This window comes from Candidatus Kryptonium thompsonii, assembly GCF_001535985.1.
GTDB classification, from domain to species: Bacteria; Bacteroidota; Ignavibacteria; order Kryptoniales; family Kryptoniaceae; genus Kryptonium; species Kryptonium thompsonii.
This window is the reverse complement of the sequence record NZ_CZVS01000022.1, coordinates 1-26,416: the sequence shown is the minus strand read 5'-3', so window position 1 is coordinate 26,416 and position 26,416 is coordinate 1. Positions and strand designations below refer to the sequence as shown.

The 26,416-nt window shown below is 36.9% G+C and carries 23 protein-coding genes; 13 read left to right on the top strand and 10 right to left on the bottom strand.

The window, feature by feature from the left end:
• Positions 1-26 precede the first annotated feature (26 nt).
• The 8 genes from AWW78_RS03935 to AWW78_RS03900 form a co-directional block, all read right to left on the bottom strand.
• A complete protein-coding gene (locus tag AWW78_RS03935) occupies positions 27-662 on the bottom strand; it encodes a M15 family metallopeptidase (RefSeq protein ID WP_047133235.1) in 636 nt (211 codons plus the stop codon).
• Positions 659-2,461: a membrane protein insertase YidC gene (yidC, locus tag AWW78_RS03930; protein ID WP_047133234.1), complete on the bottom strand. Its 1,803-nt coding sequence runs from the start codon at positions 2,459-2,461 to the stop codon at positions 659-661. Before yidC ends, AWW78_RS03935 begins: the two co-directional genes overlap by 4 nt.
• Positions 2,462-2,485: 24 nt before the next feature.
• Entirely contained in the window at positions 2,486-2,710 is a 225-nt protein-coding gene (gene yidD / locus AWW78_RS03925; RefSeq protein ID WP_047133233.1) for a membrane protein insertion efficiency factor YidD, read from the bottom strand.
• Positions 2,700-3,101 (bottom strand): ribonuclease P protein component, encoded by a 402-nt coding sequence (gene rnpA, locus AWW78_RS03920; RefSeq protein WP_047133232.1) that lies wholly within the window; start codon positions 3,099-3,101, stop codon positions 2,700-2,702. The genes yidD and rnpA overlap by 11 nt, the downstream gene beginning before the upstream one ends.
• Positions 3,091-3,237, bottom strand: coding sequence for a 50S ribosomal protein L34 (rpmH, locus tag AWW78_RS03915; protein WP_047133231.1), 147 nt, complete (start codon positions 3,235-3,237; stop codon positions 3,091-3,093). Before rpmH ends, rnpA begins: the two co-directional genes overlap by 11 nt.
• A 166-nt stretch (positions 3,238-3,403) precedes the next feature.
• Positions 3,404-3,970: an NTPase gene (locus AWW78_RS03910; RefSeq protein WP_047133230.1), complete on the bottom strand. Its 567-nt coding sequence runs from the start codon at positions 3,968-3,970 to the stop codon at positions 3,404-3,406.
• Positions 3,971-4,570, bottom strand: a complete 600-nt coding sequence (recR, locus tag AWW78_RS03905; RefSeq protein ID WP_047133229.1) for a recombination mediator RecR — start codon at positions 4,568-4,570, stop codon at positions 3,971-3,973.
• 20 nt (positions 4,571-4,590) lie between these two features.
• A complete protein-coding gene (locus AWW78_RS03900) occupies positions 4,591-4,935 on the bottom strand; it encodes a YbaB/EbfC family nucleoid-associated protein (RefSeq protein WP_047133228.1) in 345 nt (114 codons plus the stop codon).
• A gap of 136 nt (positions 4,936-5,071) precedes the next feature.
• Between AWW78_RS03900 and AWW78_RS03895 the strand changes: the two genes are divergently transcribed.
• The 5 genes from AWW78_RS03895 to AWW78_RS03875 all read left to right on the top strand — a co-directional run bounded on the left by AWW78_RS03895 (position 5,072) and on the right by AWW78_RS03875 (position 8,495).
• Positions 5,072-6,118 (top strand): redoxin domain-containing protein, encoded by a 1,047-nt coding sequence (locus AWW78_RS03895; RefSeq protein WP_075426087.1) that lies wholly within the window; start codon positions 5,072-5,074, stop codon positions 6,116-6,118.
• 9 nt (positions 6,119-6,127) lie between these two features.
• Positions 6,128-6,625, top strand: a complete 498-nt coding sequence (locus AWW78_RS03890) for a DUF2934 domain-containing protein (RefSeq protein ID WP_047133227.1) — start codon at positions 6,128-6,130, stop codon at positions 6,623-6,625.
• A 126-nt stretch (positions 6,626-6,751) separates the two neighbouring features.
• Positions 6,752-7,159 carry an ArsR/SmtB family transcription factor gene (locus AWW78_RS03885; RefSeq protein WP_047133226.1) on the top strand — a complete coding sequence of 136 codons (408 nt, stop codon included), beginning with the start codon at positions 6,752-6,754 and terminating at the stop codon, positions 7,157-7,159.
• Positions 7,160-7,179: 20 nt separating this feature from the next.
• Complete coding sequence (locus AWW78_RS03880) at positions 7,180-8,226, top strand: permease (RefSeq protein WP_176693880.1); 1,047 nt, start codon at positions 7,180-7,182, stop codon at positions 8,224-8,226.
• A gap of 23 nt (positions 8,227-8,249) precedes the next feature.
• Complete coding sequence (locus AWW78_RS03875; RefSeq protein WP_047133225.1) at positions 8,250-8,495, top strand: thioredoxin family protein; 246 nt, start codon at positions 8,250-8,252, stop codon at positions 8,493-8,495.
• A 39-nt stretch (positions 8,496-8,534) separates the two neighbouring features.
• Here AWW78_RS03875 and AWW78_RS03870 read toward each other — a convergent pair whose 3' ends face one another.
• Positions 8,535-8,741 (bottom strand): ROK family protein, encoded by a 207-nt coding sequence (locus AWW78_RS03870; RefSeq protein WP_075435506.1) that lies wholly within the window; start codon positions 8,739-8,741, stop codon positions 8,535-8,537.
• A 763-nt stretch (positions 8,742-9,504) separates the two neighbouring features.
• Between AWW78_RS03870 and AWW78_RS03865 the strand changes: the two genes are divergently transcribed.
• The 8 genes from AWW78_RS03865 to AWW78_RS03835 all read left to right on the top strand — a co-directional run bounded on the left by AWW78_RS03865 (position 9,505) and on the right by AWW78_RS03835 (position 25,603).
• On the top strand, positions 9,505-10,782 hold the full coding sequence (locus AWW78_RS03865; RefSeq protein WP_075426086.1) for a two-component regulator propeller domain-containing protein: 1,278 nt from the start codon (positions 9,505-9,507) through the stop codon (positions 10,780-10,782).
• Positions 10,783-10,874: 92 nt separating this feature from the next.
• A complete protein-coding gene (locus tag AWW78_RS03860; protein WP_075435503.1) occupies positions 10,875-17,573 on the top strand; it encodes a hypothetical protein in 6,699 nt (2,232 codons plus the stop codon).
• Positions 17,574-17,577: 4 nt separating this feature from the next.
• Positions 17,578-19,677: a fibronectin type III domain-containing protein gene (locus AWW78_RS03855; protein WP_047133222.1), complete on the top strand. Its 2,100-nt coding sequence runs from the start codon at positions 17,578-17,580 to the stop codon at positions 19,675-19,677.
• A gap of 17 nt (positions 19,678-19,694) precedes the next feature.
• Complete coding sequence (locus AWW78_RS03850; protein ID WP_047133221.1) at positions 19,695-21,677, top strand: hypothetical protein; 1,983 nt, start codon at positions 19,695-19,697, stop codon at positions 21,675-21,677.
• Positions 21,678-21,764: 87 nt separating this feature from the next.
• A complete protein-coding gene (locus tag AWW78_RS03845) occupies positions 21,765-23,906 on the top strand; it encodes a two-component regulator propeller domain-containing protein (RefSeq protein ID WP_075426085.1) in 2,142 nt (713 codons plus the stop codon).
• 143 nt (positions 23,907-24,049) lie between these two features.
• Positions 24,050-24,526 carry a two-component regulator propeller domain-containing protein gene (locus AWW78_RS03840; RefSeq protein WP_047133220.1) on the top strand — a complete coding sequence of 159 codons (477 nt, stop codon included), beginning with the start codon at positions 24,050-24,052 and terminating at the stop codon, positions 24,524-24,526.
• Positions 24,527-24,538: 12 nt separating this feature from the next.
• Positions 24,539-24,745, top strand: coding sequence for a two-component regulator propeller domain-containing protein (locus AWW78_RS10990; protein ID WP_082349272.1), 207 nt, complete (start codon positions 24,539-24,541; stop codon positions 24,743-24,745).
• Positions 24,746-25,045: 300 nt separating this feature from the next.
• Complete coding sequence (locus AWW78_RS03835) at positions 25,046-25,603, top strand: hypothetical protein (protein ID WP_047133219.1); 558 nt, start codon at positions 25,046-25,048, stop codon at positions 25,601-25,603.
• A 324-nt stretch (positions 25,604-25,927) separates the two neighbouring features.
• On the opposite strand, the gene AWW78_RS03830 is transcribed toward AWW78_RS03835, so the two are convergent.
• The coding region (locus AWW78_RS03830; protein WP_047133218.1) for an ROK family protein at positions 25,928-26,416 on the bottom strand (489 nt) is incomplete at its 5' end.

Here is a 26,416-nt window from a genome sequence, read left to right as displayed (position 1 = left end):
AAAAGGGCGTGCTTTTACGCCCTTTTTTATTTTTTGTTGAGTTCTTTCAAAGGTATGTCAAGGATTGAAAAATTTTCCCACCCTTGAGCGTCGAAATGCCACCACTCAGTAGGGAGCGGTATGAAACCGTATTTTTTCATTACATCTTCAAGGATCTTGCGATTTTTTATAACTGTATCAGGTAAATTGTAATAATCTCTGTGTGCTTTTTCGGTGAAATCATCGTATTTCGTCGGCATTGGAAGCTCATTTCCAAGTGAGTCAACAAGTGTCAAGTCGACTGCACAACCACGATTATGTCTTGAGCCTTTCGCTGGATTTGCCACATATCTTTCATCTGGAACGATTGACCATAAAATTTTTTGAACAGAAAGAGGGCGATAGCAATCCCACACTTTTAAGCCAAGCCCGACTTTTTCAAGCTCCCTTTGAACTGAGTCAAGTTTAAGCGCAACAAACTTTCTCAAAAAACATTTTGGAACATCGTAAAGTTTTTTACCAGTGAAATTATCTTCGGTCGCGTATTTTATTTCAACTATTATTCTTGGATTAATTTTTTGAATGTCAACAAGCACTGTGTCTTCTGGAGAAAACTGAGCAAGCAAACTCTCAGCGTTTAGAATGAAAAAAGCTAAAGCTAACTTCAATAACTTCGTTTTCATTTTTTCGATTTTCTCTTCTTTTTAGCGCCAGTTAATTCGCTCATTGTGGGAATGTCAAACTTCTTGAAGATTCCACCTTTAAATGGGCTCTTTTTGTCAGTTGACGGCTTTAATTCGACCTTTGTGTATTTGTTTATATACCATTGATGTAATATCGAAAGGACATTGAAAGTAAAGTAATACAAGTTGAGTCCTGATGGTAAATTGTTAAATATCAAGAAGAAAAGAATAGTCATAATTGTTGCGGTTGTCCTTTGTCTTTTATCTGCGGTAGCGGATGTCATCCATTGTTGGATGAACATAGTGATAGCCATCAGAAGCGCAAGCCCACTTATTTGATGAACTCCAAAAATTGGAATGTAAAATGGTAGTTTTACAATCGTGTCGGGAACCGAGAGATCTTTAATCCAGAGAATAAATCCTGCCTGTCTTAACTCAATTGTGACGCGGAAGAGTGAGAACAACGCATAAAGTATCGGTAATTGTAAAAGCAATGGCCAGCATCCGCTGAATGGATTAACACCGTATTCTCGATATACGCGCATAACTTCCTGATTCAGCTTCTGCGGGTTATCTTTGTATTTCTCTTGCAACTCTTTCAAAATTGGGGCAATCGCCTGCATTTTCTTGATTGACTTCATCTGGGTTAGCGTCAACGGAGTGAGCAAAATTTTAATCACGAACGAGAAAATTATAATTACAATTCCATAGTTTGGTATGATCGAGTGCAGAAATGTAAAGAATGGAAGAAGAACATATTCTGATATAGGTCTTATGAGCCAGCGCAAACCTAAACTTATCATCTCTTCGAGCCCGACACCGTAGGATTTCAAGATTTTATAATCAAGTGGACCAAGGTAAACTGTAAAGTAATTTTTTTGGTAATTACTTCCACGAAATGGGATTTTTAGTGCTATGAGATAGTTTTCTTTAACGCCGTTGTTAGGTAGGGGGATTCGTTCGCCTTCAAGATATGCACCATCAGAATAGTCATTTGATATGAGCGCAACCGCAAAATATTTATTGTGTGTCCCAACCCATCTCGTGTTTCCAGAATACGAGCGCGAAGCTTTGACGCCGAACTTGCTTGCATCGATCGTTTCATATACATCCCCGACTTTTGCATATGCACTTCCAAAATATGATTCCTCAACGCTGTTTTCCTCTGTAAGATTTATCCCGTTTTCCCAAACAAGTTGATATTCAAAGTTTGCTACTATCTTTTCCATGTTTACAAATTCAACTTCCGTATCAAATGAGTATTTCCCGTTTTCAAAAATAAATCTTTTTATCAGCTTGCTCGAATCATTTATGTCAAGGGTAAATTCGATTTCTACTTTTTCACCCTTCTTTTTTAAAATGAAGTTTTCCCAATGCCTTGCTTTCGTATTAAAGTATAAATTTCTCGTGTTAATTATTTTACCATCAGTTGTCATAAAAAGGAGCGAAAAATCACCGCCCTTATTCATATCAACAAGTTGAACTGGATAGCCATTCCATGTTTTAAATTTTTTTAGTTCAAATTTTTCAATGAGTGCACCCTTTGATGAAATGACACATGTATATAAATCCGTCTCGATGAGTATTTTTTTCTCTTCACCCCTTGAGAGATGGGAAAAGTAAACTCCAAATGTGTCCCCCTTCGCTTGTACTACACCAGGTTCCTGCAATTGTTTTTTTATTTCAAGTGTGTCCTGCATTTTAAGGTTTCTCTCTGGTGCTCTTGGGGCATTATACCACATCCAAATCAGTAAAACAAGCGTGATTAAAATTATTCCAAGGAGCGAATTTCTATCCATTGCTTTACACCTTTGTTTAATTTTTTAAGGAACCTCATCAATTCCACCAGGGTTAAAGGGGTTGCATCTTATGATTCTTTTTGTTGAAAGCCATAAACCTTTTAAAAAACCATACTTTGAAAAAGCTTGAATTGCATACTCAGAACACGAGGGATAAAATCTACAGCTTGGTGGAAAAATCGGTGAGATAAGGGTTTTATATAATTTGACAAGTACGACCGCAAGCCATGTGAAAGCATCAAGTTTCATTTACCACCTTTAAGATTTTTTCCATTAATTGCAAAAAGTCTCTCTCGACATCAATATACTTTAATTTTTTTATAAGCTCTTTATCCGCAATGAAGATCATAACCATATCAATCGACTTGTTCTTTAAAGAGAGAAGGTCTATCAGCTTATGTTTATTTAGCCGATAGACCTCCCTTAATAACCTTTTTGCTCTGTTTTTTAAAACGACTGGTTTTACCTTTTTTGAAACTGCAAAAGCTACTCTCGAAATAATATCACGGTTTGACAAAAGGCGGAAATAGATTTTAATTAAATCGCCAGCAACAGAGTTTGAATTTTTAATTATCTCTGTTATCTCTTTTGACTTTTTGATGATTTCTTTTTTAGGTAAAGTAAATCTTTTAGCGTTCATCGCTTACAGTTAATTTCCATCTTCCCTTCGCTCTTCTTCTGGCGAGGATTTTTCGACCGCTTTTTGTCTTCATCCTTGCTCTGAATCCGTGCGTCCTGCGCCGTTTTGTATTATGTGGTTGATATGTCCTTTTCACCTTTCTTTCTCTTGTTTATTTTTAAATTTTTAGCTTTAAAAATCTCCCCAACTGAGTTGGGGAGAAGTTTATGAAAGGTGAACTAGAAAAAATTTACCTCAAAATCTGAATAAAAATACGAAAAAAACAAGCAAAAACAAAACCCAGGCTCTTTCAGCTAGGAATATCAGTTTGAGCTTTTTGTCTTTTCACCGTGCGGAGGGTAAACTTTGTCTAAAAGAGAGGCGACTTTTTGAAAAATTAAAAATGGTATTTCATCTCGATTTTCGAGTGTGAGTTTTATTAACTCAACATCGTTTCGGGATTTTATCTTGTTTATTATTTCATCCCCTTTTTCCTTGATTGTTCCGACCAGAATTTTCTCCGAATCAAGAACTTCGAAAACTCTTTGAACAAAGGATTTTGAGAAGCATTCCATTTTGCCAATTTCGTCAATCACAATTATGTCTGAATTTAAATTAATCGATGGGACAGCGATATTATCGATGTCTTTTAAATTAACGCCGTATTTCCCAACCTTTGGTGAATTTTTTAAATTTATATCGGCAAGTATTCCCGTTTTTCCATCAAGTGTAGTAATTTTAAAACCAACCCTCTTCCCTTTTTGATCTCTTATTTCTTCGGTTATGAAGCCCGAAACTTTAAATTTTCCGCCTGTAAGGTCAATAAATTTTTTTATCGCTGTTGTTTTACCAGTTCCTGGGGGTGATGTTATCAAAAAATTTTTCTTCACTTACATTGTCGTTCTATTTTCAATTGCTCTAACTATTGTTGCTATGTCCGCATATTCAAGCGCTGTTCCAATTGGTAAGCCTCTAGCGATGCGTGTAACTTTTATGCCAAATGGTTTGATGAGGTTTGCTATGTAAATTGAAGTTGTTTCCCCCTCAACGCTTGGGTTTAAGGCGATTATAACCTCTTTAATTCCACCGGATGAAACTCTATGGATAAGTTCTTTGATTTTTAGAGCATCTGGTCCAATGCCTTCAAGTGGATTCAAAACTCCGCCGATGACATGATAAAGACCATTATATTCATTGGTCTTTTCTATCGCAAGAACATCCATTGGTTCTTCGACGACGCAAATAGTAGTTTTGTCCCGTTTGGGGCTTGAACAAATTGGACATGGATCAGTTTCGGTTATATTGTAACAAATTGAACAGTATTTTATTTTTTCTTTGACATTTATTATCGCTTGAACAAGTTTTTCAACTTCTTCTTTGGGTTGTTTTAAAATGTAAAGTGCAAGTCGTTGCGCTGTCTTCCTTCCGATGCCAGGGAATTTGGTTAATTCTTCTATGAGAGTTTCGAGGCTTTCAGATGTGTAAAGCATAGTTACTTTAATTATTTGTTTCACGCTTTAAAGCCTGGAAAACCGAAGGGAAGCCCACCTAATCCCGGAAGTAATCCAGAGGTTGCTTTAGCGATCTCTTCATTTATCATTTTATCAGCACTTTGAAGTGCTTTATTTACAGCTGCAACGAGCAAATCCTCAAGCATCTCAACATCGTCTGGGTTTACAACCTCTTTATCAATTTCAATCTTAATGATTTCTCTTTTTCCATTTGCTGTTACCTTTACCATTCCACCGCCAGCTTCTTCCGTGACTGTTTTCTTTTCAAGCTCTGCTTGAACTTTTTCAAGTTCCTCTTGAACTTTCTCAATCTGTTTGAATATTGCCTTTAAATCTGGTTTCATTGATATCTTGAATTTTATTTTTTATATAAATTAAACAGGATTTCGCTTAAAACAAAAGAGTGAAAGTTTTAAATTTGCAAGTTAAGATTTGGTTCATTAGATTGACAATGAAAATAAAAATTGCGTGACAAAATCCATGCGAGGAGATTATAAAAAACAAATCGTTGAAGAAAACAACAGGGCGATAGATATAGTTGCTAATTACTGGCTTAATTCGGAGCCGGTATCTTTTCAGGAGCTTAGAGGGTATGTTGTGCTTCTTTTGTTTTTCAATTATGCGAGTGGGAAGTGGAATGAACTTTACTTGTATGTTGAGGAGTGGATTAAGAGATATAAAGATAAAGGGCTTTTCATTCTTGGCGTTCATATCCCAAAATTTCCATTTGAGAGAAAGGTCGAAAATGTTGACAGGGAGATGAAACGGCTTGGAATAGAATTTCCAATTGCAATTGACAATGAATTGATCAATTTGAAAAGATATGCCTCTATTGTGCGAAATTATTACTTTGATGTTCCTGCAATTTTTCTTATAAATCGAGATGGGTTGATTTCCTATTCTAATTTTGATATAAGAAATTTGTGGGAGGTTGAGTTTTACATTCAGGCACTTTTGATAAAAGCTGGATACCACGGTGATTTTCCTTTGCCAGTTGGATCACGCTATGAAGTTGACGAATCTATTTTTTACAGGGTTACTCCGGAAATTTACACGGGTTACATGGGCGGTTCACTTGGAAATGTTGAGGGCTTTGCTCCTGAGTCAGTTGTAAGATATGAGGATCCGAGAATTTATATACACGGGAAATTTTATCTGGATGGGGAATGGTATAATGGTAGATATTATCTTAAGTATAATCCTGTTTTTGGTGAGGTTGGTTCTGTTATATTGCCTTACGCTGGTGCAAGAGTTGGCGCAGTTATGGAATCTTTGAGGGGGAATTTGAAAATCTTTGTTCTTCAGGATGATGAGTTTCTCACCGAGAAAAATTGTGGTGATGATATTTTGTTCGAAGATGGGAAAAGTTATGTTTTGGTTTATGAGCCGAGATATTATGAGTTGGTTGAAAATTCTAACTTTGGAGAACATATTTTGAAGCTGTGTGTGAATTCTGAGGGTTTTGCTATTTATGAATTTTCAGTTTCTGCCTGCAGAGCAAGACGGGAACCGGTAAAAGAAATATAATTTTCACTAATGGAGCAAAAGATAAAAAAATTGGATGTGCCTGGTTTTTTAACTGATTTTTCCCGCAGGAATCAATTCAAACCTATGGTTGTTGAGCTTGCAAGCGGTCGAAAGAAAGAAAGATTTCTTGAGAATGCTTATTTTCTTGGATTTCATTGCAAAATGGAAATTGGGAGTGGGGATAAAATTTATTTGTTTAAAGCAACAAAGAATTATCAATTTATCGGAGAAATTGTTTTTGAGATTAGTGGTTTGAAGGAGGTTTCATATGGGAAGGAGTCGGAAATAGAAAGTGTTATTTTGAAGTTTGATAAAGCAAAATATATTGTTAAGGTTTTCGGGCGTCCGAATAACGAGATGAGGCGGGAGACAATTGCAAAGGTTGCTTACTTCATTTGGGAGAGAAAGGGAGGGATAGGAAGTCAAGAACTTGAAAATTGGGCAGAGGCGGAAAGGATTGTTCAAGATTGGGTGAGGGTTTTTAGCGATGAGTTTATAAAAGTTTAAGTGGGGTGGAAGGGTAAAAATTTTTTAGGTGCTGTTTTGAGATTTGCTTTTTTTATTTTTATATGTTATTTTACATTTGCATAATTGCGCAAATGACAAAACAAAAAATTAACAACATGTGATGACATGAGAAAATACACAGAGATTTTAAAAGCAATTTCGGATGAAAAAAGATTGAGAATACTTAGAACTTTGATCAAATCCAAGACGGGTATGTGTGTTTGTGAGTTAATGGATACCTTAGGGGAGCAACCATATAATATCTCGAGGAATTTAAAAATTTTGCAATTTCTTGGACTCGTTGAGGGGCGAAGGGAAGGCAAATGGGTTGTTTATTCAGCGGTTCAAAGTCGCGATGAATTTTTGAAATATGTTATAAAGGCAATTGATTCAATACCAAATGAATTCTTTAGAGAGGATGATTTGAGAATGAAGTTACGTTTGAATTTAAGACAAGCGGGTAGATGTGTTTATGGGGTAAATAGTAGAGCGTGGAATGAGGCAGTTAAGAAAATTTACAAACAAATCTTATAAACAAATTTACAGGTAAGCACATGATACTTGAAATTTTAAAAGCCGGTTTATTAGCACTTGAAGACTATGTAGGCAAGCACATTTTAACTTGTCTTGTACCTGCTTTTCTTCTTGCAGGGGCGATAGTTTCTTTTATTAATCGAAGCTTGATAATAAAATATCTTGGTTCAAGTGCTTCAAAACATAAAGCGTTTTTCCTAAGTTCGATATCAGCGATATTTTTAGCTGCTTGTTCATGTACAATAATTCCAGTGGCGAGTGGACTTTATTATGGTGGTGCATCGGTTGGAGCTGCTTTTATAGTTTTGTGGGTTGCACCGGCGGCAAATATATTATCTTTAATTTACACAGGCAACATTCTTGGTTCGCAATTATTGATATCAAGAATTGTTTCAGCTTTTATAATGGCTTGGGCTGTTGGTTATGTTATGAATTCTTTTTTCAGGGTTAAAGATAAATTTGAATTTAGTGAGGCTATGGAGAGTCCAGGCGAAAAAATAATTCAGCGCGATGAATTAATTTTAATTTTTTTAATTCTTCTCTCTTTGCTTGCCCCTAATTATTTAGGTGCAGGGAGAACATATTTGCAAAAAGTGTTAATCTGGTTAATCCTCACGCTTATAATGGTTCTTTATGCGGTATTTAAGATATCAAAAGAAAAAACTAAGGCATGGTTATTTGAAACGTGGTTTTTTGTTCGCTTGATTTTCCCATTCCTCCTCGTTGGTGTGTTTATTGTTGGAGTTATAGGTTCATTGATACCGAAAATATGGGTTGAAAGGTGGCTTGGTGGCAACAGCTTAAGTTCTTCTTTCTTTGCGACTATGCTTGGGGCTGTAAGTTATTTTGCAACATTAACAGAGGCACCTTTTGTTGATACTTTGATGAAAATGGGAATGGGTAAAGGTCCAGCTTTGGCTTTGTTGTTAACTGGTCCAGGAATTAGTTTGCCGAATTGGATTGTTGTTGCCAGGGTTTTTGGAATTAAAAAGGCGCTTGTTTATGTGCCATTGATAATTTTACTTGGTACATTTACGGGTTGGTTCTTCGGAAATTTTATTTTTTAAAACAAAAGCTAAAAGGTTGAAAAATGGAAATTTTGGTTGTCGGTCCGGGATGTCCAAGATGTATGACTACCGAAAAAAATGTTATTACCGCAGTTAAAGAACTAAACATTAATGCAGAGGTTAAGCATGTCTATGATATTCGTGAATACTCGAAGCTTGGGGTTATGCTCACTCCCGCTGTTTTAATTGATGGTAAAGTTGTAGCAGCAGGTAGAATTCCAACAGTGGATGAAATTAAAAACATACTAATGAAGATTAAAAATATCTAAGAAAGGCTGATCCCGGGACAAATCCCCGGGTTTAATTTTTTAGTGTATCGATTTTTCAAGTGCAAGTGCATCTGCGCTAAGAATTCCAGCTTTGTTTCCAAGCGTAGCTGGAATTACAATAGCTTTTTCTGCAATTGGTTTTAATGCTCTTGATTTCACAGTTTCATTGATTAAGTCAAATAAAATTTTTCCAGCTTTCGCGACCCCACCTCCTATGATTGCAACAGTTATATTAAATAGATTCATAACCATGTGATACGTATCACGAAATTTTACAAAAATGCATCTACCCCTTGACAAATATAAATTATTTTTATATATTGAGCCAAAGCTACAGCATCTGTTCTTTGATATTACCGTGGTAAGATTGCCGGCGAGAAAGATTCCAAAGAGGATGCTGTTGTTTTTTGAAAGGGGTTATTTAAAATATATTTTTTGCTAATGTTTTTAGCTCGCCTTTATATACATTCCTCTGTCTTTGGAATCATCGACGGTAAAGGGGTTTGGTTAATTGTTTTAGGTGCCTTCCTCTAACTTCCTCTGGTACTTTAAAACAGATTAACATAACCAATACCGTTATAATCTCGAGGCAAATCTCTTACCATTTATATCAAAGCGATGCTGATGAAGAAATTACTAACGTTGATGCTTGTGGTGTTTACTTTTACGGAGTTAGTTTTAACAGTAAATATGTTTAGTGTTAAGAAGATGTTTTTTTGTGAGGGGACTTACCCATAATCTCTATAAATAGAGATAGGGAGTTAAAAAGATCGATGTGGATTCACCCCCCAGCCCTCTCTATAAATAGAGGTGGGGGTTAAAGGGATGGGTTGAAGTGAACTCACCCCCTGGACCTCTCTATAGATAGAATAGAGAGGAGAGAAGTTGAAGTGTAGTTGAATATGAATTTAGCTTGTGATGGTAGGATTTGGAGGTTTTAAAACAAAAAGTGGAGTTATTTTTTTAACTAAGTTAAACTAAATGTTAAACTAAATAAAGGAGAGAAGCTATGGCGGGCAAAATTTCATCTTGGCTTTTCTTTATCTTTTTAGTTCTCAATTTTTTATTTGCTCAAAATCCAGAATGGGTTGTTTATAACACATCAAATTCAGGTCTACCAGATAATTTTGTTCGCTCAATAGCGGTAGATCCCCAAGGTAACAAATGGATTGGGACATATGGGGGAGGATTAGCGAAGTTTGATGGAGTAAATTGGACTGTTTATAACAGATCAAATTCAGGTCTGCCAAGTGGTGTTGTCACTGCAATAGTGATAGATTCCCAAGGTAACAAGTGGATTGCGACAGATTGGGGAGGATTAGCGAGGTTTGATGGTGTAAAGTGGACTGTTTACAACATATTAAATTCAGGTCTGCCAAGTGATGTTGTCACTGCAATAGCAATAGATGGAGAGGGTAATAAATGGATTGCTACATATGGAGGAGGTTTAGCAAAGTTTGATGGAGCGAATTGGACAGTTTACAATACTTCAAATTCAGGTTTGCCACATAATTATGTTACTGCACTAGCAATAGATTCCTATGGTAACAAATGGATTGGGACATTAGAGGGAGGCTTAGCGAAGTTTGATGGAGCGAATTGGACTGTTTATAACAGATCAAATTCAGGTCTGCCAAGTGATTCAATTGAGATAATTGCAATAGATGGATTGGGAAACACATGGATTGGGACAGAGGGAAGAGGATTAGCAAAGTTTGATGGAACAAATTGGACTGTTTATAACACTTCAAATTCAGGTCTGCCAAGTAATTATGTTCGTGCGATAGCGATAGATTCCTATGGTAACAAATGGATTGGGACTGTGGTAGGATTGGCAAAGTTTGATGGCTTAAATTGGACTGTTTACAACAGATCAAATTCAGGTTTGCCAGATGATTATGTTCGTGCAATTGCAATAGATTCCTATGGTAACAAATGGATTGGGACAGATGTGGGGGGAGTTGCAGTATATCGTGAGGGTGGAGTACTTGATGTTTATGAGAAAGAAGAAAAGATAATACCGAGGAAATTTTCGCTTTATCAGAATTATCCAAATCCGTTTAATCCTGAGACTGTGATTGAGTTTGATATACCTGAGGTTTCAAATGTTAAGCTTGAGGTTTATGATGTTTTAGGGAGGAAGGTTAAGACAATTCTTGATGATAGGTTAGAGGTTGGTAGGTATCGTGTTAGGTTTGATGGTGGGGATTTACCGAGCGGGGTATATTTCTACAGTTTGATCACGAATAAGTTTTCAAGTGTTAAGAAGATGGTTTTGGTGAAGTAGGGCATTTCGTGAAATGCCCTTACTTAAGGGTGAAGGCATCGTTTTGCCTTTGCCCATTATTTAAAAAATAAAATTTGTATGGAGGAATAAATATGAAGGTAAAATTATTTACTGTCGCGTTGTTTTTAACGATATTCTTAACTGTCAATTCTTCTCTGCAATGTCAATCTATTAGCGGAGAATTAATGCTCAATCCGTTCCCGTCGCCTTATATTAATGACTGGCAAAGTAATCCATCTGCATTAGGAGTGCTAAAAATTTCAAATCCTTCTTCCTCCACAATTCAGATAAAACTCAGAGTTATCGTTGAACGAGGTAGAAGTGAGATTTTTAGAATTTTAACCAATCCAATTTCATTAACTGGAGCGCCTGTTCAGGTAATTGATAATACAAACATCGTGCGTCTTTCAGATGTTTCATTCAGAGATACGGGTTATAGAGACAAAGTTATGAAGACTGGAAGATTGCTTGAAGGGGAATACACAGTTTGTGTAAACATAGAAGATATGACAGGCAATGTTTTAGCAAGCAATATCTGTGCTAATTTTACAATTCTTTATCCAGATCCGCCGAGATTAATCGCACCTGTGGATAATGCAAATTTAGATCCAACAACTGCTTATCCTACATTTCAATGGACCCCTGTTGTTGTGCCATCTACTTATGAGGTAAAGTACACTTTAAAAATTGTCGAAGTAATGAGAGGGCAAACCCCAGCGCAGGCAATAAGTGCAAATATACCCGTTTATGAAAATAATCAAATCACAACTAATACTTTTGTTTATCCTATTGATGCACGAGAATTAGTAGCAGGTAAAACTTATGCTTGGCAAATTCAGGCGCTTGATCGGTTTGGTCTCCCACCAACTCAGAATGATGGTAAATCCGAGATTTTCACATTTACTAAAAGTGCTGTATCGGGCACAGGTAATCTTACCGTTGTTTATCCTTTGAACAATGATACTATTCCCTGGAATTACTTTCCAATAATATTCAGATTTGATCCTTATTCAGATTCATACCGTAGATGTCGTTTTCAATTCCAGTTATTTGAAAATGGATCATCACTATATTCCTGGAACAGAGAATTAAGTTGGCCAGATGGTCCAGAGCGCTCCCAGGAACGGGTATTAGGTGTAGATATCACTCAAGAAGAATCCCAGCATTTATCGCTCAATAAGCGTCTTAATGAATCTCCGGCACCGCCAATGTTTGTGCGTGGAAGAAATTATAACTGGACGGCTGATATAGAAATCAGGAGCGATGCAAGGACCGAAATCAGTGGAAGCTTAAGAGGCAATTTCAGTATTGGGATGGGGAAACCAATTTTAAGACAACCTGCAAATAATGATACTCTACCTCCTGGGAGGATAAATTTATTGTTTAAGACTTCAGATGCCCCTACCAGAATTGCACCTCCTTTTTCAATTCTTCAGTCAGGAAGAGGAAAAACGCCAGCCACATTTTTTAATGGTGGAATTGATGAAAGATGGGTACTTGAAATCTCAAGGGATAATTTCCAAACCGTTGACACAATTTTAGCCAATGAGAGATTAGGATCTGGAATTGATTTGAACGGTGCCATTGATAACCCTTCAAGTGTTCTTTCTCAACTTTACAAAGATGTAAATGTGCCTTACACAGCTAACGATACTGGCTGGTATTACTGGAGAGTTAAGTGGTTATCCGATCCAAACAATCTTAATAGCACTGCTTATCGCACGAGCGATGTTTACAGATTTTATATCGGCACCCGTAGAGGCAGGGAGATTGTTTCGACACCTGGGGACTGCTTAGCTGATTGCGAAGCTCCGGAAATTTCAGATAGACGTCCTGTTACAACTGCAAGAGTTGGAAGTAGGCTTCGGATTGGTTTATTTACATTAACTGTAACCGAGATACGATGGACGGATGAAACAGCGAGCGGGAAAGGCACCATAAATGTTCCTTTTCTCAGAGCGCCAATAAGAGTTGTTTTTAATAACATAAGGGTTAATGGAGATAATAAAATTTATGAAGGTGATGTTCATGCTGAATATGACAGCGAGAGTGTAATTCCTTCTGCTTTTCGTTTGGCTGGTGAATTAGCTGGCATGAGCGATGATGAACTTCAAAACTTAAATACTTTTGTAAATCAGACTTCCAGACTTGTAAGTGCTCTTGTAGATAGCACTCCAATTGGATTGCCGATAGGTTTAGATAGAATGGTAGAGGGAAGAAGATATACAATTGCAATTGTCGGAATGAATTTCACTCCTCGACGGGCTGAATTAAATGCAATTATTGCATTGGAGTTTCCTGAACTGCATGGTTGGTTGGGTTTAGGTGCAAAAGATATATGTTTTCATCCAAATGGTCTTAATATGGGGAGAGGAATGCTTTATTTACCAATTGATAGAGATTTAGTATGGTCAGATGATATAACAATTAGATTGAAGAGAACTCAAATCAGTTCTGATGCTGATTCAGGTACTTTTGTCAGGTGGGATTGTAATGGATTTGTTAGTTTAACTATAGCAGGCGAGATTATCTTTGGTCGTAATCTTCTTGTTGAAGATTTAGATGATGGTAACATTGGGTCAGATCAGATTAAAGCTGAATTTAGAACAACAGTAAGAAGACATGACAACTGGATTGTCTCACTTACTTTCAATAAACCATTTCAGATTCGTGGTGTTGAAGGATTTGGGTTTAGAATAGAGGAAGCATGGTTGGATTTTTCAGACCGTGAGAATCCAACTTCTTTTAACTTTCCCTCAAACTATAGATACACAGGCGATCAACTTTTGTGGAAAGGATTTTATTTAAAGACGGTAGAAATAAAACTTCCTGGGCAGTTTAGAACTTACGATTCTCCAACTCAGAGAGTAAGTTTTAGGGCAAATAATATGATTATTGATAGAACTGGTTTCACTGCAAATATTAGAGCTGAAAATGTTTTGAGAAATGGAAATCTGGATGGCTGGAGCTTTTCGATTGATACAATTTATTTTGACATGGTTCAAACTTCATTCTCACGAGCCGGATTTACGGGTCAGATAGGGACTTCATTCACAGATTCTACTTTACTTTACAGGTCTGTTCTTAGTATGGATACGACAAGTAGGAATTTGAGCTATAATTTCACAATAGAGCCACCACGATCAGGAATAAATTTCAACTTGTGGCAGGCAACGCTTGAACTTGAACCAACTACTAATATTCGTGTAGATATTGACAGATCAGGATTTCAAGCGAGAGCGGTGTTGAATGGAAGATTAAACATAAATGCAGATTTGCCGCCGGTGGGTCGGACTAATTTTACGGGATTAAGATTTCAAGGGTTAACTTTCCAAACAAGGCCTCCTTATATAGCTTGTCCTGATAGTTGCGTAAGATTTGGAAGCGCAAGTCCGCAAAAGTTTTTGGCAATGGAACAAAGTGATTTTTCACCCAATGTTCCTAATCCACCAGATAGAGGTCGGACGGGTGGATTTCCAGTATCCATACAGAATGTTAGAGTTACTACAAGGGATAGCAGCGTACATTTAGCTGGAATAGAATTTGATTTAAGTTTGAATCTTACAGGGGAATCAAATACATTTTCAGCAGCGACAACCCTTGCGATTCTTGGTAGATTAAATCTCCCAAGAACCGGAAGGCAATTTTGGGAATTTGACAGAGTTGAATTTGATTCAGTAAGTATTTCTGGGGATGTGGGTATTGTACGATTAAATGGTGGGCTGAGGTTTTACAATCAAGATCCTACTTACGGAAATGGTTTTAAAGGGTTCGTTCGTGCAACATTTCGTCCGACAATTAGTGCACAGGTTGCTGCACAGTTCGGCACCAAAGATGGATATAGATATTGGTTTGTAGATGCTCAGGCGGTCTTTAGTCCAGGGATAACTATAGTTCCAGGGCTTGACATTTATGGTTTCGGAGGAGGTGCTTGGTATCACATGCGAAGGGCTTCACCTCTTCCTGATGCTGGGTCACTTAGAACTGCTGGAACAGCTGACACTACAGGGAGAGGGAGACCGGGTGGGACGCTAAGTGGTGTTACATACGTTCCAAATGACTCAATTGCTTTTGGATTTGAGGCCACTGTTATTTTCGGAAATACCGGCGGTGGTCAAACTTATAATGCAGATGCAACATTAGGTGCGGAATTTAATTCTGGAGGTGGCGTCAGTCAAATGTATCTTAGGGGAGATGTTTACTTCCTAACTCACATTAATAACAGAACTAATGTTCCAATTAGGGGTTCAGCAAGGATTAACTATAATTTTCGGGATACTATTTTTAGCGGAATATTTGATGTTAACATAAATTACCTTCGCATTCTCACGGGAGGAGGCACAGTTAATCTCTATATATCGCCATCCACCTGGCATATACACATTGGTACTCCAACGGAACCTATTAATGTTAATATTAATATCCCTGGCTTAGATAGCACTGAATTCAGTGCTTATTTTATGGTAGGCATGAATTTACCTCCTGCTCCCGATTTACCTGATGATGTAAGAAGTATAACTGGAATAAGATATCCAGATCGAGATGTTACTGCACAAGAAAGAGGAAATGGCTTTGCTTTTGGGGCAAGGCTTAGAAGTAGAACAAATATAGGAAGGTTATCATTGGGACCTTTTATTGCAAGATTGGATTTAGTAAAAACTGGATTTGATATGGCGTTTAAAAATTATCCGGGTTTAACATGCGAAGGTTTTCCACCAGGTACACCTATTGGTATTAACGGTTGGTATGCATCTGGACAATTGTGGGCATATTTACAAGGTGAAATAGGTATTAATGTTGATGCATGGTTTGCCAGCGGAGTATTTAAAATAATTGATGTTGGAGTAGCTGCAGCACTTCGGGGAGGTTTGCCTAATCCTACCTGGTTAAGTGGTAATGTGGGTGGTTATTACAATATCCTTGGTGGACTTGTCAGAGGAAATTGTAGTTTTGAGTTTACTCTCGGAGAGAGATGCCGTATTCCAACTGAATCACCTTTAGCTGCTATTCGAATTCTGGAAAGTTTAGTTCCTGGAGACGGAGCAACAAATGTTGATCCATATATTAACCCCGTAGCAGCTTTTAACGCTGAAGTTTACACGCCATTTGAAATTGAGCAGGTTCGTGATGATGGGAGTAAAGTAACCCGGAGATTTAGATTTATTATTGAAAGATTTGAACTCAGGAGAGGCTCATCAACCGTACCCTGTACACAACAGATTGCTGATAATGGACTTGGTGCTGCTCTCGTACCAATTGATATGTTAGAACCTAGAACAGATTATAATGTAACGATCAGGATTCGTGGTCAGGAATTTATTGATGGCCAGTGGAGAAATGCGCGCAAAGCTGATGGCTCAGAAATAATTGCTGAATTAAGTCATAATTTCACAACCGGGAATGCCCCTGATCATATTCCACCGGACGCCGTTGCTTATTCTTATCCATTTCATACTCAAAGATATTTTCTGATTGATGAGTGTAGATCAGGGGTTATTCAATTAAAGCAAGGAAGGCCTGATTTGTTTAATGTGAGTATTCCAGACTACGATATAAGCTATCATGTTAAATTTGTTCCAGTTGATGGGGGACCAATTCTTACTACTGAAGCAAGATATAATAATTCTACCCAAACTATCTCATTCCAGATCCCCGCAGGACTCCAAACATCAACAACTTATGCTGCTCAATTAATCAGAAGGAAAACACCAAGACCTGGAACAGTGGCATCTGCCGTCTCTGAAAATTATTATGCTCAGAGACTCAGTAATATATTATTAAGAACGCGTACTTCAGTTGCCCCAGGAGTAGAGGTTCGACAAACGAGAATAGATGGAAGAATCACAACTGATCCCAATGAAAAAATTTATTATGTATTCTTCTTCAGAACCAGTCGATATAGAAATCTTCAGAGCAAAATTAATCAGTTAACATTTGTTTCAACTAGATGGGAATCTAGGGGTGGTGATTCTTACCAAGGCAACTCAGCATTAGTACTTTACCCAACATTTAATACACAAGAATTGTTTGATATTTTTGATGTGGAAGGACATACTTATCGGTTGGGTTTAACTACTTACAGAATTCCACCTTTAGTGAGAACACTTGATGGTCACCAAAATAATTGGTACAATACTTTTGCGTATCCAGTTATTTACGAATACTATAATGAATTTAGATATCGTACAACACAAAGCTTAAGAGCTCAAGAACCATATGGAATTCCACCATTTTATACTGTTACAATAACTTTTGCGGACCCTCCTTTGGATGAAAGTGAGTATTTACCACAGAGTCAATCTTCTTCAGCTCAATATGCATCGATAATGAGTTCAATTGGAGTTAATCTCTGGAGTAGTTCTTTCAGTGGTGGTAGAAGAAGTAGTGGTTCCGGTGGTAGGATTGGTGGAAGTCGGGACCTCATTGTCGGTGGTAGAATTGGTGATGGTACTGCTGGTACTGCTGTAAGATCTACCAGTCAACAAGTGGAATTAGAAATGATAACCGACGCAATTGCGAGTGCAGATTATAGAAGATTATGGGCTATGACATCAAATTACATTCTTCAAAATGGTCATCCAAATAGTCAACGACGCAATCAAAGCGCTTACCCTGAGCGATTGCGGTCACGGATGATAGGATTTTTGAGATCGAGTTGGCGACATTTAGATAGAGGTTCATATAGGGTAGGTTTTAAATTTAATGCGATAAACTGCATAAATTCTGATCGTGTGCCAACTTATTATAAAGACTACAACTATGATTATCCAACTATAAATATTTATAGGTGATAAAATGGTGAAAAATACTTTAAAATTCATCTTTTCACTCATTCTTTCAGTGACATTTAATGTAGTCGCCCAACAAGGTAATCGGTCAATTGATTCAGTCAGGAATATATATGCAATTGCAAATGTTAAAAGTGATCAAATTATAATTCGTTGGGCTCCGCCAAATCATATAGCATGGACAAGAGGGAATGTTTCGGGTTATAAAGTTATAAGATACAGGGTGAATCTTGAAGGGAGAAAACCAGTTGAAGCAAAACAGATCGGCAATGACACAATTAAACCATTCTCATTAGAGGAATGGAAATCAAAATTTCCACAGGATCATCCTTATGCACCAATCGCGGTGCAGGCGCTTTATGGGAAGCAGTTCAGGATTAGTGAACAGAATTTTGACATTGCAAATATTAGAACCTTATCACAGGAACAGGAACTTCGTTATTCATTTGCTTTATTTACAGCAGATATGGATGCACAGGTGGCTGAAGGTTTAGGTTTAAGAGTGGTTGATAAAAATTTTGAAAAGGATGAGCAATATTTATATGTAATTATACCTTACGATGTAAGCCAAATGGATACAGGTTACGTTTTTGTCGATACGAGGCTTTTAACTCCAGTTCCAAAAGCTCCAAATCTTGAAAAGAACGAAATGGAAAATCAGATTGAATTGCGATGGAGCGTTGAAAATATGCAGAATGTTTTTACTGCTTTCTGGATTGAGAGAAGTGAAGATGGCAAAAACTGGGTACGGCTAAATAAAACTCCTTACATTCAGGCGACTCAGAATCCAAATCAGCAGGATAAATATATTTATTACACAGATACTACCATCTCAAGAAATTATTTGCCATACAAATATCGTTTGATAGGTATCACTCCTTTTGCTGAGTTAAGCGAACCGTCAGAAGTAATTGAGGCAATGGGAAGAGACAGAACAGCTCCACAGCCACCTGTAATTACTTCTATAAAAGATGTTAAAGGTAAAATAGAGCTTGAGTGGAAAATAGAAAACCCACCTTCTGATTTGAAAGGTTTTATAATTGGTAGAAGCAATTCAATTGGAGGAGAGTATAAACCACTTACGACACAAATACTTGAACCTTCTGTTAGAAAATTTACAGATAATAGTCCTGATCCTATAAATGAAAATTATTATGTAGTTTTTGCTTTGGACACAGCAAATAATGCAAGTGTTTCAATGCCAGCGTATGGATTTCTTATTGATTCCATCCCACCAGCTAAACCGGTTGGATTAACTGGAAGTATTGATACTCTTGGTATAGTTAGGCTTCACTGGCCCTTAGGAAAAGATCCTGATATCACAGGCTACAGAGTATATTTTGCTAATGCTATTGATCACGAATTTAGCAATTTAACTCCATATCCCATTCAAGATACTGTGTTTGTTGATACGCTAAATCTTAATACCCTTACGAAGGAAATATATTATCAGATCGTTGCGGTTGACAGAAACTTTAACCACAGTGCTCGCTCGGACATTTTAAAATTAGTAAAGCCTGATATAGTTCCCCCTGTACCACCACTCATTTCAGATTATCTTGTAACGGATTCGTCTGTTGTTTTAGATATTATTCCGAGTTTAAGTGATGATGTAGCTAAATATATTATATTCAGAAAAGGAGGTAAAGAAAAAGATTGGACTCAAATTCTTGTTCTAAGCAGAGAATCACTAAATAAAAAGAAAATTATCGATAACACTGTAACTGGTCCTAATTTTTATTCATATGCACTTCAAGCAGTAGATAGTTCAGGAAATAAGTCAGAATTATCTCCATCAGTCGGTGTTAAGGTAAATCAAAGTATTAAAGTTTTTCAAATTGAAGGATTAAATGCCAGTTACGATAGTCAGAAAAAGGCTATCATACTTACCTGGATGAAGCCGAAGAGTGAGGTGGAATATTATGTAATTTACAAAAGGGTTAACGGTGGGAAATTTGAGAATTTTGCTTCAGTCGGTCCAGATAAAGTCAATTTCACAGATACTGAGTTAATATATCAGGGTGAGTATCAATATGGAATTAAGGCGGTATTCAAGAATAATGAGTCTCCGATATCTTTCAGTCCAATTGTTTTAGTCAAATATTAAAAAAATCAGAGGGATCTATGAGGTTATATATCATATTTATTTCAGTTTTTATTTTGATGTTTAGTATTTCTCTGTTTGCACAACAAGGCATTTGGGGTGAGGGTTATAATTTCATTAAAAGGAATTTCAAAATTAGTGGTGAGATAGGAGGGTACGGAGAATATTATACAACGACCAGTGAATATGCCAGAAGACCTAACAATACAGGAAGACTATTTTTCAGACCGACAATTAGTTTATTTAATTTGATTCAAATTCCATTTGAATTTTTAATTTCCACTGAAGGAAGTTCCGCAAGGCAGGATATTAATCAATTTGGAATAAATCCGAGGTGGTCGTGGGGTTCATTACATCTGGGAGATTTCAGCACTGAATACTCAAAATATACATTGAGTGGTATTCTAATTCGTGGAGGTGGCATTGATATAAATCCGGGAAATTTTCGCTTTTCAACTGCTGCTGGTTTCACAAAACGGGCAGTTCCCGGAGGTGCTCAGGATGGTAGTTTTAAGAGATTTCTTTTTGCGTCAAAAATAGGGTATGGGAATGAGTCTGTAAGTTATCTTGATTTAATCTTTGTAAGGGCGAAGGATGAGATATCTTCATTAGATCAAAGCCATAAAAGTATAACAGTTCTATCACCAAATGGGAGGGATGTACTTAATATCGGTTCGGTTGTAACAATCACTTGGAATTCATATAATGTTGGTGGTGCAGTTAAAATTGAAATATCTAGGGATGGGGGAGCAACGTTTGAGCTAATAGCAGATAAACAGCCAAATGTTGGTTTTTATAATTGGACTGTAACAGGGCCTGCAACTTTTGAAGCGTTGATCAAGATATCAAGTGTTGAGGATTCAACGGTATTTGATTTAAGCGATAACTTCTTTTCAATTGGTTCTGGGGTACAGACCACAATTGTTCCCAACACAAATAATATCGTAAATCAGAATGCAGTTGTACCTCAGGAAAATTTAGTTTTGGGAGCAAAGGGGAGAATATCTTTTCTGAGGAGTGCAATTAGTTTTGATTTTGATGCAGCTGGAAGTGTTTACACAAGAGATTTAAGAGCTCAAGAAATTAATATTGATTCATCAAAAATTCCTTCATTCGTTTTAAAGATTTATAAACCGCGCATAAGCACTAATTATGATTTTGCATTTAATACTGCACTGGGTCTCAGATTTAGTTCATTCAGTACAAAAGTTGGTTATCGAAGAATTCAACCAGGATATAATTCTTTAGGGACGTCTTATCTTCATAATGACATACAGGAAATTTCTGTAATGAACAATATCACAATATTAAATGTTAATTTGAATTTGTCCTATATTAGACAAACTGATAATTTGCTTAAACAAAAATCATTTACCACTGCTCGAAACATTATCACAGCAGGGATCAATGCCAGAATTTTAAAAGGCTGGACAACAACTATTTCAGGGAATGTTCTTTTGATGACCAATAATTCAAAAAAGGATTCAACGAGGATTAATTTTAGGAGTTATGTTCTGAATCTTAATAACAATTTTGTTTTTGACCCTAAAGGATTTACTAAAGGACTTATTAGATCTATAAATTTGAATTATTCACTACAGAGTTCAGATAATAGATCTTACTTACTAAAGAATAACACCACTTTGGTGCACTCTGTCAATTTAGGGTTGAGTTTTGTAATAAGCAATGAGTTAAGTTCCAGTTTCAGTGCTGGTTTTGTGAGTTCGAGTATTTTTGATACAGTAAAATCATTCACACATAACTATACATTGAGTTTTCAGCATAAAGCATTTTCAAACAAGCTCAATTCATCGTTGAGTTTATCTTCAGCATTTAACAATGCAAACAAGTCATATCGTGCAAGCGTCAGCAGTGGTTATAACATAGCTGATTCGGATAATATTACATTATCTATTTCATTTTTGAGGTTTGATGGTAAGACTTTCAGAGGTGGAAGTTTTAATGAGTTGTTAACTTATTTAACTTATAATCATCGATTTTGAAGTTTAAGGGTGGAGGGTGAGAGAGGAGGAGTTGAAGTAATAGGTGTGAGTTAAATTGAGTAAAATTAAAATAAGGAGAAAGAAACTATGATTAGAAAAATTCTATCGTCACTTTTCTTCATTTTTTGGGCTTTCAATTTTTTATTTTCACAAAGTCCAGAGTGGGTTAATTTTACTGCAAATAAAAATATTCTTTCGCTTACCGTTGAGGGAAATTACATTTGGGTTGGGACTAAAGGAGGGTTAGTTAGGTTAAATATGCTCACGGGTGAGAAAGTTAACTATAACAGTGCAAATTCAGGTTTGCCAGATAATTATGTTCATGCGATAGCGATAGATGGGGAGGGTAACAAATGGATTGGGACAGATAGAGGTGGATTAGCAAAGTTTGATGGGGTAAATTGGACTGTTTATGACACATTAAATTCAGGTTTGCCAGATAATTATGTTCATGCAATAGTGATAGATGGTCAAGGAAACAAATGGATTGGGACAGCTGGAGGATTAGCGAAGTTTGATGGAGTAAATTGGACTGTTTATAACACTTCAAATTCAAATCTGCCGGTTAATTGGATTTTTACGATAGTGATAGATGCTCAAGGAAACAAATGGATTGGGACTTGGGGAGGGGGATTAGTGAAGTTTGATGGATTAAGTTGGAATATTTATAACTCATCAAATTCAAAACTGCCAGATAATTTGATTCATACAATAGTGATAGATGACCAAGGAAACAAATGGGTTGGAACAGGTAGAGGGTTAGTGAAGTTTGATGGATTAAGTTGGACTGTTTATAATACTTCAAATTCAGGTCTGCCAAGTAATGATGTTTGGGCTATAGCGATAGATGGGCAGGGTAATAAATGGATTGGGACATATGGAGGGGGGTTAGCGAAGTTTGATGGAACAAATTGGGTTGTCTATGACACATCAAACTCAGGTCTGCCGGATGATCATGTTACTGCTATAGCCATAGATTCACAAGGAAACAAGTGGATTGGGACAGATGGAAGAGGATTAGCTAAGTTTGATGGAGTAAATTGGACTGTTTATAAAATTTCGAACTCAGGTCTTCCGGGTGATTGGGTTTCTGCGGTAGCGATAGATGGACAGGGAAACAAATGGATTGGGACGTATGGGGAAGGATTAGCGAGGTTTGATGGGGCAAAGTGGACTGTTTATAACACATCAAATTCAGGTCTTCCAGATGATTGGATTAATGCAATAGCTATAGATTCCCAAGGAAATAAATGGATTGGGACATGGTGGGGTGGATTAGCGAAGTTTGATGGAACAAATTGGACTGTTTATAATTTTTCAAATTCAGGTCTGCCGGGTGATTATGTTCGTGCAATAGCAATAGATTCCCAAGGCAACAAATGGGTTGGAACAGCTGGAGGGGGGTTAGCGAAGTTTGATGGTGTAAATTGGACTGTTTATAATACACCATTTAATTATGTTACTGCAATAGCAATAGATTCACAAGGGAACAAATGGATTGGGTCAGAAGGAGGAGGTTTAGCAAAGTTTGATGGAGTAAATTGGGCTGTTTATAATACTTTAAACTCAGGTCTTCCAGATAATTGGATTAATGCAATAGTGATAGATGGACAAGGGAATAAATGGATTGGGACATGGTGGGGAGGGTTAGTGAAGTTTGATGGAGTAAATTGGACAGTTTATAACAGATCAAATTCAGGTCTGCCAAATGATTATGTTCATGCAGTAGTGATAGATGGACAAGGGAACAAATGGGTTGGGACAGCTGGAGGAGGGTTAGTGAAGTTTGATAGTGTAAATTGGACTGTTTATAGTTCATCAAATTCAGGCCTACCATATAATTATGTTTGTGCGATAGCAATAGATAGACAAGGGAACAAATGGATTGGGACAGCTGGAGGATTATCAGTGTATAAAGAGGGTGGGGTAATACTTGATGTTTATGAGAAAGGAGAGATAATACCGAGGGAGTTTTCGCTTTATCAAAATTATCCGAATCCATTTAATCCTGCGACTGTGATTGAGTTTGATATAGCCGAGGTTACGGATGTTAGGCTTGAGGTATATGATGTTTTGGGTAGGAAGGTTAAGACAATTCTTGATGAGAGGTTGGAGGTTGGGAGGTATCGTGTCAGGTTTGATGGTGGGGATTTGGTGAGTGGGGTGTATTTTTACAGGTTGATCACGGATAAATTTTCAAGTGTAAAGAAGATGGTGTTGGTGAAGTGACTCACTTGTATGTGAATTAGCTTATGATAGTAGGGTTTGGTGGTCTTAACAAAAAGTGGAGTTATTTTTAAAATTTTAGCAAGTTAAACTAAATAGAGGGAAACCATGAAGAAAGGAATTTTATCTTCGCTTTTTTTCATTTTTTGGTTTTCAATTTTTCATTTGCTCAAAGTCCCGAGTGGGTTAATTTCACTGCTGGAAATTATATTCAAGCGCTTGCGTTTGAGGGTGATTACATTTGGGTTGGGACAGAAGGTGGTGGTTTAGTTAAGTTAAACATGGTTACTGGTGAAAAGGTTCACTATAATAAGGCAAATTCAGGTCTGCCAAGTAATTGGGTTCTTGCGATTGCGATAGATGGTCAAGGTAATAAATGGATTGGGACAGATTGGGGAGGGTTAGTGAAGTTTGATGGCCTAAATTGGACTGTTTACAATACTTCAAATTCAAGTCTGCCAAGTGACACTATTTTTGCAATAGCAATAGATTCCAAGGGAAGCAGATGGATTGGGACAAGTAGAGGACTTGCAAAGTTTGATAGGGTAAATTGGACAGTTTATAACACTTCGAATTCAGGTCTGCCAAGTAATTATGTTTATGCAATTGCAATGGATGGGTAAGGCAACAAATGGATTGGAACATGGAGAGGAGGATTATCAAAGTTTGACGGAGTAAAGTGGAGTGTTGTTAATACTTCAAATTCAGGTTTACCAAATAATAATGTTTATGCAATCGCAATAGATTCACAAGGAAACAAATGGATTGGGACAGATGGAGGTCTTGCAGTGTATAGGGAGGGCGGAGTGATACTTGATGTTTATAGAAAGAAGGGAAGATAATACCGAATCAATTTAATTTAGGTATTGTTATTAAGTTTGATATACCTAAGGTTTCAGATGATATTGGTTAAATAATTGAGGAACCTTCCTTATTCCTGACATCGGCTCATATTTTTGTGTAAAAAATTGATAAAAACAAGAGTTCAAATATGAACAAATTAGTTGCAATGCATCACGTCAGAAAACATAAAATCGAGTGGATGATTCAAGGAAGATCCACATTTTACTGAAGATGTGCGTCTTTAGTTTAGCGAAATTCATCAAAACATTATTAACCAAAAACTAAACGAAGAGGATAAAATGAGGAATCAATTTTCATTTTTAGTAGTGGTAGTAGTTTTAATGGCAGGTATTTTAACTGTGGTAACTCCAGCATCTGGCCAAAACCCACAAAGGGTTGTATCTGTTAATCCTGTGGGTCTTATTTTTGGAATTGCTGATGTAGAATACCAACAGAATATTGATAAAAGTTCTGCATGGGCTGTGGAAGCTCTATATTGGGGTCACAAGATTGTAGATTGGAGCTGGAGCGCTGTTGGTGCAGGAGGAAGTTATAGAAAGTGGTTCTTCAGTTTCAAAGGAGAAAACCCCACGGCACCAGAAGGTGGTTATTGGAGCGTTGGAGTAGATGCGTTATTTTTATCAGCTACATATGCATCGGAAAGGGCCTCTTCTTTCACTTTTGGTCCTAGGGGTGGGGTAGGTTACAGATGGCTTTTAGGAAGTAAAAAGAATTTTTCAATTAGTGTAGGTATAGAAGTAATGTATTACTTTGGAAGTATAGAGATTTTAGGTGTGAAAATGCCTTATACGGGCATAGGATATAGCACACCATTAAGCATCGGTTATGCATGGTAAAAATAATTTTATCTTAAGACTAATTGTTGACCTCCTTTTAGCCTGCAACCAATAGGCAAAGTGAGTACACAATATCTATTACACATATTTGAATAGATAAGTGGTGAGTCCGCATCCTTGCGGGCTCGCCATAATTCGTCTATCTTACTTGCTAAATTACAAACTGAAAATACAATAGTAACCTCTGTGGTTGTCCCAAATAACAAAATCTTTTTAGGATGTGTTTAGCACAGACTTTATTAAGAATGCGGGAAAAATAACCCAACCTCCTCAATCTCAAATTCAATTCCCTTTCTAATTCCTTTTTGAAAGCGCATATATGCTTTACACGCTAGTGTAAGTTAACTCTTCAAACGCGAGCGCACCTGCGCCAAGAATTCCAGCTTTGTTTCCAAGCATAGCGGGGATTACAATGGCTTTTTCTGCAATTGGTTTCAATGCTCTTGATTTAACAGTTTCATTGATTGAGTCAAATAAAATTTTTCCGGCTTTTGCGACTCCACCTCCTATGATTGCAACAGTTATATCAAATAGATTCATAACGGAAGCAAGCATTACTCCGACATAAAATCCAGTCTTTTTCCAAACATTAATTGCAAATTCATCGCCTTGTTCTGCTGCAAGTGAAATTATATAGGGTTCAATTTTTGAAAGGTCACCACTTATAAGCTCGATTATTTTTGAGTTTGAATTCGCCTTGAGTTCTTCGGCAACCCATGATGATAGGTATTTTTGGCCAACATAAGCTTCAGCACAGCCATAATTTCCACAGTTACATTTTGGACCATTAAAGTTAATCGTGACGTGTCCTAT

Coding starts and splice junctions, on each gene's coding strand:
- AWW78_RS03935 (WP_047133235.1), bottom strand. CDS start 662: ATGAAAACGAAGTTATTGAAGTTAGCTTTAGCTTTTTTCATTCTAAAC.
- yidC (WP_047133234.1), bottom strand. CDS start 2,461: ATGGATAGAAATTCGCTCCTTGGAATAATTTTAATCACGCTTGTTTTA.
- yidD (WP_047133233.1), bottom strand. CDS start 2,710: ATGAAACTTGATGCTTTCACATGGCTTGCGGTCGTACTTGTCAAATTA.
- rnpA (WP_047133232.1), bottom strand. CDS start 3,101: ATGAACGCTAAAAGATTTACTTTACCTAAAAAAGAAATCATCAAAAAG.
- recR (WP_047133229.1), bottom strand. CDS start 4,570: ATGCTTTACACATCTGAAAGCCTCGAAACTCTCATAGAAGAATTAACC.
- AWW78_RS03900 (WP_047133228.1), bottom strand. CDS start 4,935: ATGAAACCAGATTTAAAGGCAATATTCAAACAGATTGAGAAAGTTCAA.
- AWW78_RS03895 (WP_075426087.1), top strand. CDS start 5,072: ATGCGAGGAGATTATAAAAAACAAATCGTTGAAGAAAACAACAGGGCG.
- AWW78_RS03890 (WP_047133227.1), top strand. CDS start 6,128: ATGGAGCAAAAGATAAAAAAATTGGATGTGCCTGGTTTTTTAACTGAT.
- AWW78_RS03885 (WP_047133226.1), top strand. CDS start 6,752: ATGAGAAAATACACAGAGATTTTAAAAGCAATTTCGGATGAAAAAAGA.
- AWW78_RS03880 (WP_176693880.1), top strand. CDS start 7,180: ATGATACTTGAAATTTTAAAAGCCGGTTTATTAGCACTTGAAGACTAT.
- AWW78_RS03875 (WP_047133225.1), top strand. CDS start 8,250: ATGGAAATTTTGGTTGTCGGTCCGGGATGTCCAAGATGTATGACTACC.
- AWW78_RS03870 (WP_075435506.1), bottom strand. CDS start 8,741: ATGAATCTATTTAATATAACTGTTGCAATCATAGGAGGTGGGGTCGCG.
- AWW78_RS03865 (WP_075426086.1), top strand. CDS start 9,505: ATGGCGGGCAAAATTTCATCTTGGCTTTTCTTTATCTTTTTAGTTCTC.
- AWW78_RS03860 (WP_075435503.1), top strand. CDS start 10,875: ATGAAGGTAAAATTATTTACTGTCGCGTTGTTTTTAACGATATTCTTA.
- AWW78_RS03855 (WP_047133222.1), top strand. CDS start 17,578: ATGGTGAAAAATACTTTAAAATTCATCTTTTCACTCATTCTTTCAGTG.
- AWW78_RS03850 (WP_047133221.1), top strand. CDS start 19,695: ATGAGGTTATATATCATATTTATTTCAGTTTTTATTTTGATGTTTAGT.
- AWW78_RS03845 (WP_075426085.1), top strand. CDS start 21,765: ATGATTAGAAAAATTCTATCGTCACTTTTCTTCATTTTTTGGGCTTTC.
- AWW78_RS03835 (WP_047133219.1), top strand. CDS start 25,046: ATGAGGAATCAATTTTCATTTTTAGTAGTGGTAGTAGTTTTAATGGCA.